At 64.4% G+C, this 13,966-nt stretch carries 13 protein-coding genes; 3 read left to right on the forward strand and 10 right to left on the reverse strand.

Annotation, left to right across the window (positions count from 1 at the left end; all coding sequences use genetic code 11):
• Positions 1-2 precede the first annotated feature (2 nt).
• From ABXS05_RS15175 to ABXS05_RS15185, 3 genes are all read left to right on the forward strand, one after another.
• Positions 3-890 carry an ABC transporter permease gene (locus ABXS05_RS15175; protein ID WP_367624487.1) on the forward strand — a complete coding sequence of 296 codons (888 nt, stop codon included), beginning with the start codon at positions 3-5 and terminating at the stop codon, positions 888-890.
• The gene (locus ABXS05_RS15180; RefSeq protein ID WP_311944487.1) at positions 883-1,923 is read left to right on the forward strand and encodes a quaternary amine ABC transporter ATP-binding protein; all 1,041 of its coding nucleotides are present in this window, start codon (positions 883-885) and stop codon (positions 1,921-1,923) included. Before ABXS05_RS15175 ends, ABXS05_RS15180 begins: the two co-directional genes overlap by 8 nt.
• A gap of 85 nt (positions 1,924-2,008) precedes the next feature.
• On the forward strand, positions 2,009-3,994 hold the full coding sequence (locus ABXS05_RS15185; protein WP_367624488.1) for an oxidoreductase: 1,986 nt from the start codon (positions 2,009-2,011) through the stop codon (positions 3,992-3,994).
• A 62-nt stretch (positions 3,995-4,056) separates the two neighbouring features.
• Here the strand turns inward: ABXS05_RS15185 and ABXS05_RS15190 are convergent, their stop codons facing one another.
• The 10 genes from ABXS05_RS15190 to ABXS05_RS15235 all read right to left on the reverse strand — a co-directional run bounded on the left by ABXS05_RS15190 (position 4,057) and on the right by ABXS05_RS15235 (position 13,963).
• A complete protein-coding gene (locus ABXS05_RS15190; protein WP_367624489.1) occupies positions 4,057-5,181 on the reverse strand; it encodes a mandelate racemase/muconate lactonizing enzyme family protein in 1,125 nt (374 codons plus the stop codon).
• Between the two features lie 51 nt (positions 5,182-5,232).
• Complete coding sequence (locus tag ABXS05_RS15195) at positions 5,233-6,174, reverse strand: alpha/beta hydrolase (RefSeq protein WP_367624490.1); 942 nt, start codon at positions 6,172-6,174, stop codon at positions 5,233-5,235.
• A gap of 171 nt (positions 6,175-6,345) precedes the next feature.
• Complete coding sequence (locus ABXS05_RS15200) at positions 6,346-7,242, reverse strand: glycine betaine ABC transporter substrate-binding protein (RefSeq protein WP_311944482.1); 897 nt, start codon at positions 7,240-7,242, stop codon at positions 6,346-6,348.
• A 91-nt stretch (positions 7,243-7,333) separates the two neighbouring features.
• The gene (locus tag ABXS05_RS15205; RefSeq protein ID WP_311944481.1) at positions 7,334-8,239 is read right to left on the reverse strand and encodes a glycine betaine ABC transporter substrate-binding protein; all 906 of its coding nucleotides are present in this window, start codon (positions 8,237-8,239) and stop codon (positions 7,334-7,336) included.
• 32 nt (positions 8,240-8,271) lie between these two features.
• Entirely contained in the window at positions 8,272-9,033 is a 762-nt protein-coding gene (locus ABXS05_RS15210) for an ABC transporter permease (RefSeq protein WP_311944480.1), read from the reverse strand.
• Positions 9,030-10,148, reverse strand: a complete 1,119-nt coding sequence (locus ABXS05_RS15215) for an ABC transporter ATP-binding protein (protein WP_311944479.1) — start codon at positions 10,146-10,148, stop codon at positions 9,030-9,032. Before ABXS05_RS15215 ends, ABXS05_RS15210 begins: the two co-directional genes overlap by 4 nt.
• A complete protein-coding gene (locus tag ABXS05_RS15220; RefSeq protein ID WP_311944565.1) occupies positions 10,145-10,807 on the reverse strand; it encodes an ABC transporter permease in 663 nt (220 codons plus the stop codon). The genes ABXS05_RS15215 and ABXS05_RS15220 overlap by 4 nt, the downstream gene beginning before the upstream one ends.
• A 59-nt stretch (positions 10,808-10,866) precedes the next feature.
• On the reverse strand, positions 10,867-11,547 hold the full coding sequence (locus ABXS05_RS15225; RefSeq protein WP_367624491.1) for an isochorismatase family protein: 681 nt from the start codon (positions 11,545-11,547) through the stop codon (positions 10,867-10,869).
• The gene (locus ABXS05_RS15230; protein ID WP_311944477.1) at positions 11,548-12,852 is read right to left on the reverse strand and encodes a M24 family metallopeptidase; all 1,305 of its coding nucleotides are present in this window, start codon (positions 12,850-12,852) and stop codon (positions 11,548-11,550) included.
• 109 nt (positions 12,853-12,961) lie between these two features.
• Entirely contained in the window at positions 12,962-13,963 is a 1,002-nt protein-coding gene (locus ABXS05_RS15235) for a GlxA family transcriptional regulator (RefSeq protein ID WP_311944476.1), read from the reverse strand.
• Positions 13,964-13,966 lie beyond the last annotated feature (3 nt).

The raw sequence follows: 13,966 nt of genomic DNA on the forward strand, positions 1-13,966 counted from the left end.
CGATGGAATGGTTCTACAAGTTTCCCCATATGAACGACGACAGCCTTCGTGACCTCAAGAAGGCAATCGACGAGGGGTTCCGCGCGTTCACACGCACCTATGGCGATGCCATTGAGAGCTTCTTCTCGCCGCTTCAGTATTTTCTGATGCAGGCCGAGCGCTTCATGACGCAGACGCCCTGGCCGGTCATCATCCTGATCATCCTGGCCATCGCCTGGTTCGCCAGCCGCAGCTGGGCGGTGGTGCTCGCTTGCCTCGTGACCCTGCTGGCGATCGGCTACTTCGGCATGTGGGACGACACCATGCGCACGATCTCGATGATCTTCGTGGCAACGGTGCTCTCCATCGTGATCGGCATTCCCATCGGCATTCTGATGTCGCTCAATGACCGCCTGCAGAAGACGGTCAATCCCCTGCTCGACGTCATGCAGACCATGCCGAGCTTCGTTTATCTCATCCCTGTCGTCATGCTGCTGGGGATCGGCCGCGTGCCCGGCCTGATCGCCGTGGTCATCTACGCCATTCCACCCATCATCCGCCTCACCAATCTCGGCATCCGCCTCGTCGACAAGGATGTTCTCGAGGCGGCCGACGCCTTCGGATCCTCCGGCTGGCAGAAACTCAAGAACGTCCAGCTTCCCCTTGCCTTGCCAACCATCATGGCCGGCATCAACCAGACGATCATGATGGCGCTCGCCATGGTGGTCGTCGCCTCGATGATCGGCGTCCAGGGACTCGGCCAGCCGGTGCTGAAGGCCATCGCCAACCAGTATTTCACCCTCGGCATCTTCAACGGCCTGGCGATCGTCGGCATCGCCGTCATCTTCGACCGGGTGAGCCAGGCCTATGGCCGCCGCCTCCAGAAGCACCGGGAGACAGTCCATGGCTGAAGGCACGAACCAGTATGGAATCGATATCCGTAACCTTTCCAAGATCTTCGGACCAAATGCCAAGGCGATGGTTGAGCTCGTTCGGCAGGGCGCGACCAAGGCCGAGCTCAACGAACGGCATCGTCATGTCCTCGGCCTGCGCAACATCAACATTAGTATGCCGGCCGGTGGCATCCAGGTCATCATGGGCCTCTCCGGATCGGGCAAGTCCACGCTCATCCGGCACATCAACCGCCTCGTCGATCCGACAGACGGCGAGGTGCTGGTCGGCGGCGAGGACGTCGTCAAGATGAACCAGCGCGAATTGCGCGAGTTTCGCCGGCACAAGACGGCGATGGTCTTCCAGAAATTTGCATTGCTGCCTCACCGCACCATCCTGGAGAACACGGTCTACGGCCTCGAAGTGCAGGGCGTGCCGCGCGCCCGGCAGGTCGAGGAAGCGATGCGCTGGATCGAGCGGGTCGGCCTCAGCGGCTTCGAGGCCCGCTATCCCAACCAGCTGTCGGGGGGCATGCAGCAGCGCGTCGGCCTCGCCCGCGCGCTTACCAACGACGCCCCGATCCTGCTGATGGACGAGGCCTTTTCCGCGCTCGATCCCCTCATCCGCATGGACATGCAATCCGTGCTCCTCGACCTGCAGCGGGAGATCAAGAAGACGATCGTGTTCATCACGCACGATCTCGACGAGGCGCTGCGGCTGGGTGACCGCATCGCCATCCTGCGCGACGGCGAGGTGATCCAGCAGGGCACGAGCCAGGACATCGTGCTCAATCCGGCCGACGACTACATCGAGAACTTCGTCAAGGAAGTGAATCGCGGCCGCGTCATCCAGGTGGACGCGATCATGTCCCCCCTCGCCGAGGGCTACGAGACAAAGGGCATGACGGTCTCGTCCGGCTCCACCCTGGAAGGCGCCATCCGGCTGCTCGCTCACCAGCCGCATGACGACGTCGCCGTCCTCGACCCGGCGGGCAAGCCCATCGGCGTGGTGAATCTCAGGCAGCTCGCTGCCGCCGTCGTGCCCTCGCACTGACGGGCGGCAGCCGAGGCAAGAAATCCGGGGGGCCGAGCCAAACGTTCTGCCCCTCGCCCCCCTCTCAACCCGCCGGATGGCCACGGTGTCCAAGCAGTTCCCCCGCCTGTTTTCATCCCTCACGATCGGCACGCGCACGCTGAGGAACAGGATCGTTTTCGGCACCCACACTGCCAACATGGCGGTGAACGGACTGCCGACGGAGCGGCATGCCGCCTATTATGCCGAGCGTGCCAAGGGCGGTGCCGGCATGATCGTGGTGGAGCCGATGCCCGTCCACCCCGCCGCCATCCTTACCCGCGGCAATTTCCGCCCCTGCGACGACAGCGTCATCGCCCCGTTCAAAAAACTCGTCGGCGCCATCAAGGACAATGGTGCCGTCGCCATCCAGCAGCTCTACCACATCGGCGCCCATGGCGATTCCGACAATTCCTTCCATCCGCATTGGTCCCCGTCGGGCCTGCCGAGCTATCATGACAGCGACGGCTCGCATGCGATGAGCGAGGCCGAGATCTGGGAGACGATCGAGGGCTTCGTTGAGGCCGCGCGTCGGTGCCGCGCCGCAGGCTTCGATGGCGTGGAGGTCTGGGCCGCCTATCTCGGCCTGGTCGACCAGTTCTGGACGCCCTGGACCAATCGCCGCCAGGACCAATGGGGCGGCACGCTGGAAAACCGCATGCGCCTGTCGCGGGAAATCCTCACCCGCATCCGCGAGACATGCGGCGAAGACTTCATCATCGGCCTGGCCATCAGCGACGAGCCTGACTACAGCGTCGCGCTCAGCCGCGACGAACTGGCCGAAATCGTCGGCCTGCACGACCGCCAAGGCCTGATCGACTACGTCACCTGTGGTTCCGGCGGTTATCTCGACTTTCACAAGTTGATGCCGACCTTTCTCTATCCCGAAAAGCTCGGTGCGGATCTGGCGGCCAGGATCAAGGCCGTGACGACGCATGCAGTCGTCATTGCCGAAAGCCATATCCGCACGCCCGAAAATGCCGAAACGGTGCTGAGTGAAGGCTCGGCCGACCTGGTCTCCATCGTACGCGGCCAGATCGCCGACCCGCATCTGGCTCGAAAGGCCAGCGAAGATCGCGCCGCGGACATCAGGGGCTGCATCTCCTGCAACCAGATGTGCTGGGGACGCCGCTCGCGCGACTATTGGATCAGCTGCCTGATCAATCCCTCCGTCGGGCGGGAGTTCATGTGGGGCGGCGACCGCTTCGAGCCGGCCACCACGCCAAGGAACGTCCTGGTGGTGGGTGGCGGACCGGCTGGCCTTGAGGCCGCCCGCGTCGCCGCCGAGCGCGGGCACAAGGTAACGCTGGCCGAGGCCTCAAGCCGGCTGGGCGGCAATTTCCTGCTCGCCGGCCTGCAGCCGCGCCGCGCCCAGATCCTCGATCTCCTTGCCTGGTATGAACGCCAGCTGCATAAGCTCGGCGTCGATGTCCGCCTGAACTGCTATATGGAGGCCGACGACGTGGCGGTGATGGCGCCGGACGCCGTCATCCTTGCCACTGGCTCCCTGCCGCCCGACACCGGCTTCCAGAAGGCCCTTCCAGCCATCGAGACGCTGCCCGGCATCGATAAGGGGAATGTCTTTTCGATCGAGGCCGTCATGAGCCGACAGGCCCGCCCCGGCAAACGGGTGCTGCTGCTCGACGAAGGCGGGGGCTGGCGCGGCGGCGGAACGGCCTGGAAGCTGGCGGAGGAAGGCCACGAAGTCACCATCCTCACGCCGGACGCCTTTGTCGGCAAGGAACTGCAGCGCACCACCGCCGACGTTCCCCTGCGACGGACACTCAAGAAGCTCGGCGTCACCTGGCAGGTCGAGGTCAGCATTGCCGAATGGCATGGCCAGGGCGCCACGATCATCGACCATAACAGCGGCGAACGGTCGTTTATTGCAGCCGACAGCCTGGTGCTGGCCATGACCAACTTGCCGGCAAGCTGGCTTGCATCGGACCTGGCGGCCCAGGGCATATCCTATGTCGAGATCGGCGATTGCGCCGCGCCGCGCCAGGCCCCCTATGCCTTCTTCGACGGGCGAAAAGTCGCGCTCGGCCTTTGACCGGGCGCACAAAGGCACGATACCAAGGCCGTTGCGCTCCATCGGCGAGCGACCTGCCAGCTTCACGCCGCCTGCGCAAATCGCCTCTCGCCGTCCCCGATCAGATCCCCGTCGAGCTCGAAGCCGAGGCCCGGCCCTTGGAGGGCCTCGATCCGGCCCTGCTTCGGGTCGAGATCAGGCGAGGCCACGATATCCTTTTGCACCAGCTGCCACATGATCTGATTGCCATCATCGAGATTGGGGATGGCAAGTGCGATGTGGTGCTCGGCACAGGTGGTGATGCCGGTAGTGAACGAACTATGGATGCAGATCTTCAGCCCCGCCGCCTCGGCGACAGCCGCCGCCTTCAGCATGGGCTGGATGCCGCCGATTTCGCGCGGCCCGATGCAGATCATGTCGGCAGCGCGCTGGCGGCAGATCTCGTGGACGTCGTAGAGCGTGAAGGCCGCCTGGTCGGCGACGATCGGGATGCCGACGGATTCCCGCACCTGCGCCATGGCCGGGATGCTCCAGCTCACCGTCGGCTGCTCGATGAACTCGATCTCGAATTTCTCCAGCTTGCGGCACATGTTGATCGCCTCGTGCACGCCCCAGCCTTCATTGGCATCGAGCCGCAGGCGCGCATCGCCGATTTCGCGGCGCACCGCCGCGGTGATTTCGAGGTCGAGCTTCTCGCCCCGGCCAACCTTCAGGTAAAAGACGCGCTCCCCACGCGCCCGGCCCTCAGCAGCGTCACGTGCCAGTTCTTCGGCGGTCTCCCCCTGCAGGAAGTAGAAATAGCCGACGGCCGGGCGATGGGCCCCGCCAAGGAGACGATGGACCGGCAGGCCGGCAAGCTTGCCCTGCAGGTCCCACGTCGCCATGTCTACGCCCGAGAACATCTGGTTGGCCGCACGCATGATATTGGCGCCATGGCCGAGATATTCCTGGTGGAAGATGCGTGCGATCAGCGGCGCGACGTCATAGGGGGACTGGCCGACCAGATGGCCCGTCAGGCGCCTGAGGATCGCCGCCGTCCCGGCCTGGTCCGGTGCCACGGTGCATTCGCCGATGCCGACCATTCCATTGTCGGCCTCGATCTCGATCAGATTGACGGCGAAATTCTCCCTGATGCCATAGGACCAGTGGTAGGGCTGCTTGAGGGGCAGCACCAGCGGCCGGACGCGCACCTGCGAGATCTTGACCATATTGCTCGTTCCTTCCTGATATCGATGCGGGTGGCGCTGCCGGCGCCTTGCCTAGGCCCGTTTCCCGACCGCCAGTGTCGTGAGGGCTTGGGTGATGCGTTCCATCGCCGCCCTGGCCCGCGATGACATCCCGCGGGCCCTCAGAAAACTGTGCGGCAGGCCCTCCTCCTCGTGCCAGGAAGCAGGCACGCCCTCGACGCGCAGCCGGCCGCAATAGACCTCGCCATCGGAAGAAAGCGGGTCGCATTGAGCCGTGACGACGACGGTCGGCGGCAGATGACGGAAGCTCGAGCTCGCGAGTGGCGTGAAGCGCGGATCGTTGCTGCAATCAATGCCGCCGCTGCGCACGTCGCGATAATAGAGGACGTCGCGGGTCGTCAGCAGGGGCGCTTCGGCATGGGTCAGATAGGAACCTTTGTCGATATCGGCTCCCAAGAGGGGATAGATCAGCGCCTGCCCGATCGGTCCCCGCCCCTCTCTGCCCACATGATCTGCCAGGCAGGCGGCGAGATTGCCGCCGGCTGAATCGCCCGCCAGCACCACCGGACGTTCGAGGCCGGCCGTTACCCAGTCATAGGCGGCGATGGCATCTTCCAGCGCTGCCGTTCCCCCATGTTCGGGCGCCAGGCGATAGTCGACCGAGACGACCGCCAGTCCTGTTGCCGCGCAGAACTCTGCACAGACGTCGTCATGGCTGTCGAGGCCGCCCAGCACGAAGCCGCCGCCGTGGAAATAGAGGATCGTCGCGCGATCATTGCCACGTTCTGTCGAATAGATCCGGATCGGGATGACATGGCTCGGTGTCTCCACAGCCGTGGTCTCGACGGCTATGCCGGGGGGACGACCGGCATGAAAGGCCCGGGCCATCCGATCATAGACCTCCCGGTTGCGTTCGATCGGCCAGTCGACCGCCTCAGGCGGATAGAAGGCATTCGTCCGGTTGATGAAGCCCCAGGTTTCGGCGTCTATCAGTCGAGTGTAGTCCGGCGTCATTATCGGGTACCGCAGGCAGGCATGAGGTGAGGTCTCGTCGGCAGTTCGCTCGTCATTGCAAGCGCAGCGAAGCAATCCAGAGGTTACCAACACTGCGTCCGAAGCCCTGGATTAGTTCGCTGCGCTCGCAATGACGGTAATTCATCGTGCAAGTCCAGGTGCCCACCAAAATCAAAGCAATCCTGTCTGTTTGAGATAGGCCTTGGCGACATCCTCGATCGCTTTCTTGTGGACGTCGACCTCGCCGTTCAGCGTCTGCATGGTGGCATCGTCCAGCTTGGCCGACAGCGCTTCGAGCGTGGCTTTCAGGTCCGGATGGGCATCGAGCGTGGCCTGGCGGACGACCGGGACGAGTGCGTAGTTCGGGAAGAAGCCCTTGTCGTCCTTGAGCAGGGTCAGCTTCATGGCAGCGATGCGCCCATCGGTGGCGCCCACCGTGGCCACGTCGATGTCGCCGCTGGCGAGGGCGTTATAGACGAGCCCGATCTCCATCGGCCGCAGATTGGAACGGCCGGCCTTGAAGCCGTATTTCTTCTCCAGGCCGATCAGGCCGTCCTCGCGCTTGGGAAATTCGGCCGTGGCCCCGAGCAGGACCGGCTTGCCGTCCTTGTAGGCGGCAGCGAGGTCGGAAAAGGTCTTGAGACCGTCCGTCTTGGCGTTGCCCGGCCGGATCGCCAATGCATAGGTGTTGTTGGCCTTGGAGGGGGCGAGCCAGACCAGCCCCTTGGCGCCATCCAGTTCCTTGACCTTGGCATAAGTCTGCTCGGGCGAGAGCGGCTCCGTCACCTTGTTGAAGGTCACCAGCGAGGTGCCCGTATATTCCCAGTAGAGGTCGACCTGTCCGTTCTCCAGGGCGGCACGCACGATATTGGTGCCCATGCCGTCCTTCTTGTTGATCGTATAGCCCTTGCTCTCCAGGAGCTGCTTGGTCATCTCGGCCAGCAGGAACTGTTCGGTGAAGTCCTTGCCGCCGACCGTGAGCGTGGCTGCAAAGGCCGTCGTCGACACCACGAAGGAGGCTGCGACGCACAAGGCGGCGATCGCGCGCTTCGGCAGAATGCTGATCATGGTCTGTCCTCCTGCCGGCCGCCCTCGGACGGCACTGGCGCGAAAATTTGGGAAGAATGGGGCCAGCCCTGTCAGGGCCGGCCCATCGGGCTCACTTCAGGCCGTTCTGCTTGAGGAAATCGGCCGCGACGACTTCGACCGTCTTCTTGTCGACGTCGACCTCGCCGTTCAGCTTCTGCATAGTGGCGTCGTCGAGCTTGGCCGAGAGCGCCTCGAGGGTCGGCTTCAGGTCGGGATGGGCGTCGAGCACGGTCTTGCGCACCACAGGCGTGAGGGCATAGTTGGGAAAGAAACCCTTGTCGTCGGCGAGCACGCGCAGCCCCAGCGCCGCGATCTGGCCGTCCGTCGCCTGGGCAGAGATGACGTCGAGATCCTTGTTGGCCAAAGCCCTGTAGGCAAGGCCAAGGTCCATCGGCTTGACGTTGGCCCGGCCGGCCTCGAAATCATAGGTCTTCTGGAGGCCGAGCAATCCGTCCTGGCGCTTGGGAAATTCGGCCGTGGTGCCCATCATCAGCGCCGTTCCGGCCTTGTAGGCAGCGGCCATGTCGGAGACTGTCTTCAGCCCGTCGGTCTTCGGGTTGTCCTTGCGCACCACCATGGCATAGGTGTTGTTGGCCTTGGAAGGCGCCAGCCAGACCAGCCCCTTCTCGCCATCGAGCTGCTTGACCCGATCATAGGTCGCCTGCGGCGAGAGCTTGTCGGTCACCTTGTTGAAGGTGACGAGGGAGGTGCCGGTATATTCCCAGTAAAGATCGACCTCGCCGTTCTCCAGGGCAGCGCGGACGATCTTGGTGCCCATGCCGTTCTTCTTGTCGATCGTATAGCCCTTGGCGGTCAGAAGCTGCGTCGTCATCTCGGCGATGATCTGCTGCTCGGTGAAATCCTTGCCGCCGACCGTCAGATTGGCCGCCAGGGCCACGCCCCCGGCAGCCACCAGCACGACGGCTGAAAACACGCCCGAACACACGCTCCTGCCCAGTTTCTTCAGCATTGTCATCGTCTTTTCCCTCTGTTGCTTGTTGCCGCTGTTCAGCGCAGCGGATTGATGCCTCGCGGGACGAGGTAATATTGCAGCCGGCCGACCAGGAAATCGGTGAGCACGGCCAGGATCGCGGTGGGAATGGCGCCGGCGAGCATCATCGGCAGCTCGTCGAGGGCGATGCCGGTGAAGATCAGTTCGCCCAGGCTCCCCGCCCCGATCAGGAAGGCGAGCGGGGCCGAGCCCACGCAGATCGCCAGCGCGGTGCGGATGCCACCGAAGATGACGAACAATGCATTGGGCAGTTCCACCCGCCACAGGGTCTGCAGCGGCGTCATGCCCATGCCGCGCGCGGCCTCCAGGAGATGGGGCGGGACTGCCCTGAGCCCCGCATAGGTGTTGCGTACGATCGGCAGCAAGGTCGCTGCCCACAGCCCGAACACGGATGGCAGGGTGCCGATGCCGAGCCAGGTCATCGACAAGGCGAGGATGGCGAGCGTCGGGATGGTGCTGCCCAGATTGAAGACCTGCATCACGAATTCGGAAAAGCGCCGAAGGGCCGGCCGCGACAGCAGGATGCCCACGGGAACGGCGGTGAGGATGGCAAGCCCGCCCGCCCAGGCCACCAGCTCGATATGCTGCACGCTCAGATAGGTGATATCGTCCCAATAGGCGAGGATCTCGCCCGCCATACCGCTGAGCCACAGCCACACGCAGATGGCGAGCAGCACCGCCCACATCGCGAGCGGTACCAAGAGGTGTGAACGCCCTCTGCCCGGACTGGTCGCGATGGCTGCCGCAGGCCCGCTCATCCCGCTTCTCCGGCATGGCTGAGGCTGGCGACGATCGAGCGATAGGTCAGGACGCCCCTGAGCTGCCCGGCCTCGTCAACGCAGGGCAGCACCGGCATGTCCTGGGCGAACATCGAGGCCACCGCATTGCGCAGGTCCGAATGGAGCGCGGCCGTGGTCTCGACCGGGCGCGCATGGTCACCGACAGTCCCGGTCGCGGCCCTGGCGCGGTCCAGTGCAAGCAGGCCTTCGGGTTTGCCGTCCGCCGCAACCACGATGATGGCGTGCTGGCCCGAAGCCTGCATCTTATCGAGCGCGAGCGCGATCGGATCCTCGGGCCGCACCGCATCGAACTCCGCGGCCATCGCCTCTCCCGCCGTGACGAGCCGCAGGCGCTTGAGGGCCCGGTCGGAGCCGAGGAAATTCTCGATGAAGGCATTGGCCGGCCTGGCCAGCAATGCGTCGGGGCTGGCATATTGCTCCAGGCGCCCGCTGCGGAAGATGGCGATCTTGTCGGCCATCTTCACCGCCTCGTCGAGATCGTGCGAGACGAAGATGATGGTCTTGCGGATCGCCTGCTGCATCTTCAGGAACTCGTCCTGGATCACCTCGCGATTGATCGGGTCGATCGCGCCGAAGGGCTCGTCCATCAACATCACCGGCGGATCGGCGGCGAGCGCGCGCAGCACGCCGACGCGCTGCTGCTGGCCGCCGGACAGTTCACGCGGATAGCGGCTGAGGAAGAGGTCGGGCTGCATGCCCACCAGTTCGAGCAGTTCGCCCGCCCGGGCACGCGATTTCCTGCGGTCCCAGCCGAGGAGATCGGGCACCACGCAGATGTTCTCGCAGATGGTCTTGTTGGGGAACAGGCCGATCTGCTGGATGACGTAGCCGATCGAGCGGCGGAGCTGGATCGGGTCGGTGGCGCTGGTATCCTTGCCGTCGATATAGACCTTGCCGCCGGTGGGCTGGATCAGGCGGTTGATCATCTTCATGGTCGTCGTCTTGCCGCAGCCCGACGGTCCCAGCAGCACGCAGATCTCCCCCGCCGGCAGGTCCAGATTGATGTCGTCGACGGCGACGAAAGGCTTGCCCGCGGTTTCGAAGGTCTTTGTCAGATGTTCGAGACGGATCATCGGCTCGCTCCGCCCTTGATGCCCTTGGAAGTCAGCAGCCACTGCACCAGAGCAAGGAGCAGGTCTGCGGCGATCGCCAGGAGGGACACGGCCAAGGCTCCTGTGATCAGTTGCCGGGGATCGGATTGACTGATGCCGCGCGAGATGAAGGTGCCGAGCCCGCCCGCGCCGATATAGGCGGCAATGGCGGTCACCCCGATATTCATCACCACGGCGGTACGCACCCCTGCCATGATCACCGGCACGGCCAGGGGAATCTCGACCTGGCGCAGCCTCTGAACCGTACTCATGCCCATGCCTGTCGCCGCCTCGCGCAAGGCCGGATCGACATTGGCGATGGCGGTATAGGTGTTGCGGATGATCGGAAGCTGCGAATAGAGGATCACCGCAATCACCGCCGGCACATAGCCGATGCCGTGGCCGAGGGGCGAAAGCAGCGGGATCATCAGCCCGAACAGCGCAATGGACGGTACGGTGATCATGATCGAGGCGAGGTAGAGCACGGCGTCGGCGGCGGTTTTGGACTGGGTGATCGCAATGCCGATCGGCACCGCCGTGGCGATGGCGATGCCAACCGCCACGAAGACGATGGAAATGTGCTCGAGTGCCCTGGCACCGATCACATGGAGATTGTCGGAGATGAAAGTCAGGATTTCCATCATGCCGTTGTGCCGCAATCCTCGTTTTGTTGCCGCCGTTCGTAGCTGCAAATCACTCCTCAAAGTTCCGCGTAGAGACCGGAGGCGTTCTCGTAGGTAAAGCGCAGGGGTACCGAGCCCTTGACCTGCCAGGCCTCGACTGGCTCGCCCGCCATCAGATGGCAAGCTTCGTCGGTCGACACCACCGCGCCGCCATAGAGCCGGTTTGCCAGGTTGAGGATGGCTGTCTGGTGCATGGCCGTGCTGGCCGTGCCGCAGGCATCCTTGACCAGGAGCACGTGGAAGCCGAGGGCCACCGCATCCTTGACCGTCGCATCGACGCAGGCCTCGGTCCACACCCCCGCGATGGCCAGCCATTCGATGCCCTTACGCCGCAATTCTTCCGCCGGCGAGGCAGCGCCGAACAGGCTCGGCTCCGATTTGAAGATGACCGCTTCCCCTGGCGCCGGCGCCACTTCGGTGCAGATGGCGATGCGCGGATCGTCCTTGTCGCTGAAGGCCGAGCGCCCGTCGGGCTGCAATGGATGGAACGGGCGGCCAGGTGCAGCCGGATCCACGACATAGGCGGCGTGATAGAGCGGCACGCCATGCCGGCGAGCCGCATCCTGCAGGCGGCGCGCCTGCGCCAGGACGCCGGCATAGCCTTCGACCAGATAGCGCGGGTCGGCCCGATGCTCCTCCTGGAGATCGATGAAGATGGCGGCCATCCGGTTGCGGTCGATATGCAGCGTCCGTTTCACTTAGATCTGCCCTTCCAGGAATTCGTCTTCATAGGGAAAGCGTGACAGGAGTTCCGTCCCGGTTTCGGTGATCAGGACTTCGTCCTCGAGCTTGACGCCCTCGCGCCCGCCCTTCTCGCCGATATAGCTTTCCACCGAGACGACCATGCCGGGCACAAGGTGCCCGTCGCGGCCATAGGTCTCGTAGTCCATCGAATGGGCGATGAAGGGCGTTTCCCCATGCATGCCCACGCCATGCATCACCGAGGTGTAGCGCTGGTCGACGAAGCGCTCGGGAATCTTCCAGGCCTTCTCGGCAATCTCACGGAAGGCCATGCCCGGCTTCACGATGCCGATATTGTGCTGCACCTGGTCGTAGGACATGCGGTACAGCATCTTCTGATAGGTCGTCGGTTTGCCCGGACCGCAGCGGAAGGTGCGGGAGAAATCGGAGTAATAGCCGTAGCAGCCGATGGTGTCGGTATCGAGGGCCACCAGTTCACCCGGGCGGATCTTGCGTCCGCTCGCCTCGTTGAACCAGGGATTGGTGCGCTGACCCGAACTCAGCAGACGCGTTTCGATGAATTCGCCGCCCTGCCGGATCACCTCGTGATACATGATGGCGAAGAGGTCGTTTTCCGAAACGCCGGGCTTGATCGCCTCCCGCACCGCGGCGACGGCGGCTTCGGCGCCGGCCATCGAAACCTGAAGGCATTTGACCTCCTCCGGTGTCTTGACGGCACGCACCGCCAGGATCTCGCCCTGGCAATCCCTGACGTCGCAGCCGCGCTTTTGCAGCGCCAGCGCCTGCAGATGGCTGCAGCGATCGAGGCCGAGCTTCATCGACCCGCCGCCATGAGTCTTGAGGAGTTCGGTGATCTCGTCGGCGAAGGGGCCGGCCGTCTCGTCGTCCCGGCCCGACACCGACGACCAGACGAGCTTGGAAGGCCGTGCCTCGTCGACCGTGTCGAGCACCATCGAGACATGGTAGCTCTGCGGATATTCGAACAGGACGATCGGTCCCTCGGTGGGGATGAAGAAATAGCGCGTGGAATTGCGCAGGAAATAGCCGAACATGTTGCGCGAGCCGGTGGCGTAGCGCTGGTTGTAGGGGTCGAACAGCACGACCGCGCCATACCCCGCCTCGGCCATCCATCGGCGCAGCCGGGCAAGGCGCCCCTTGCGCAGGGCATCGGCATCGATGAAGGAAGGCTCGGTGTCGGAAAGCCACATGCCGCCGGCCGGATCCGCGGCCGCCGGATGGCGCATGCGATCCTTGAAGTCGACATCTTCGACGCGATCCGGATCGAAAACCACAATGCTCATGAACGTTCTCCTGTCCATGAACAGTGACCAACCCGCGCGCGCATAGTTTGCGCGCTTTCCGCGAAAACTATGCGCAATTCCGCTGGACGGTCTTTTGTGACCCTTCTCGTCATATCCGGGGCGCCTCCCCGGAGATCGACTTGCGCTGGCGCACGCCCCGGGGCGCATAGCCGAAGCTGTCGCGGAAGGCCCGGGAAAAATTGGCCGCATTGTTGAAGCCGCAAGCCAGCGCCACCTCGCCGACCCGCAGGCTCGAATGGGTGAGCAGGTCGGCAGCGCGCCTCAGGCGCAGGCTGCGGTAGTAATGGTTCGGCGTGACGCCGAGCTCGGTGCGAAAGGAGCGCTCGAGCTTGTCGGCCGATACGCCGAGGCGCCGCGCCAGCGCATCCATGCGCAGGAGGTCCTCGACGCAATCCTCCATGATCGCCACCGCGGCCAGCACGAGCTCGTCGCCTATCCCAGTCCTGAGGCGCAGGGGCATCAGCCGCCGGTCCACGCTCGACCGCAGCGGGCTGTGCACGAACCATTCGGCAACGCCGGAAGACAGCTCGCTGCCATGGTCGCGGCCGATCATGTCAAGCATCATGTCGAGGCTGCCCACCCCGCCCGCCGCCGTGAAGCGCCGTCGGTCGATGACATAGAGGTCTCGCTGCATGTCGAGGCCCGGAAAAGCCTCACGAAAAGCCGGCTGGCTGGTCCAATGCAGGGTGCAGGCATGGCCGTCGAGCAGCCCGGCCCGCGCCAGCAGGAAAGCCGCGTCGGCGACCGATCCGAGATCGGCGCCGGCCCGGAGGTTGCGGCGGATCCAGGCCATGGCATCCTCGGCAACCAGGTGATCGGCATCGCCGCCCGAGCACACCACGATGCGATCGACGGACGGTGCATTCCGAACGCCGAAATCCGGCTCGATGTCGATGCCGTTGGAGGCCCGCACCTTGGCGCCGTCTGGCCCGACCGTGATCCAGGAATAGCAGCGCCGGCCCGACAGCGTGTTGGCGGCGCGCAGCGGCTCGATCACCGAACTGAATGCCATCAGGGGAAAACCCGGGAACATCAGCACGGCAAAGCGGATCGCCTCGCCCGCCTGCCTTTCGCTCGGCCTGGTCTCCATGGC

It is taken from the genome of Labrys neptuniae (assembly GCF_040797145.1).
Taxonomy (GTDB): Bacteria; Pseudomonadota; Alphaproteobacteria; order Rhizobiales; family Labraceae; genus Labrys; species Labrys neptuniae.

Bases quoted from the DNA above. Each gene is read 5' to 3' on its own strand.
- ABXS05_RS15175 (WP_367624487.1), top strand. From the start codon at position 3: ATGGAATGGTTCTACAAGTTTCCCCATATGAACGACGACAGCCTTCGT.
- ABXS05_RS15180 (WP_311944487.1), top strand. From the start codon at position 883: ATGGCTGAAGGCACGAACCAGTATGGAATCGATATCCGTAACCTTTCC.
- ABXS05_RS15190 (WP_367624489.1), bottom strand. From the start codon at position 5,181: ATGGTCAAGATCTCGCAGGTGCGCGTCCGGCCGCTGGTGCTGCCCCTC.
- ABXS05_RS15195 (WP_367624490.1), bottom strand. From the start codon at position 6,174: ATGACGCCGGACTACACTCGACTGATAGACGCCGAAACCTGGGGCTTC.
- ABXS05_RS15200 (WP_311944482.1), bottom strand. From the start codon at position 7,242: ATGATCAGCATTCTGCCGAAGCGCGCGATCGCCGCCTTGTGCGTCGCA.
- ABXS05_RS15205 (WP_311944481.1), bottom strand. From the start codon at position 8,239: ATGACAATGCTGAAGAAACTGGGCAGGAGCGTGTGTTCGGGCGTGTTT.
- ABXS05_RS15210 (WP_311944480.1), bottom strand. From the start codon at position 9,033: ATGAGCGGGCCTGCGGCAGCCATCGCGACCAGTCCGGGCAGAGGGCGT.
- ABXS05_RS15215 (WP_311944479.1), bottom strand. From the start codon at position 10,148: ATGATCCGTCTCGAACATCTGACAAAGACCTTCGAAACCGCGGGCAAG.
- ABXS05_RS15220 (WP_311944565.1), bottom strand. From the start codon at position 10,807: ATGGAAATCCTGACTTTCATCTCCGACAATCTCCATGTGATCGGTGCC.
- ABXS05_RS15230 (WP_311944477.1), bottom strand. From the start codon at position 12,852: ATGAGCATTGTGGTTTTCGATCCGGATCGCGTCGAAGATGTCGACTTC.
- ABXS05_RS15235 (WP_311944476.1), bottom strand. From the start codon at position 13,963: ATGGAGACCAGGCCGAGCGAAAGGCAGGCGGGCGAGGCGATCCGCTTT.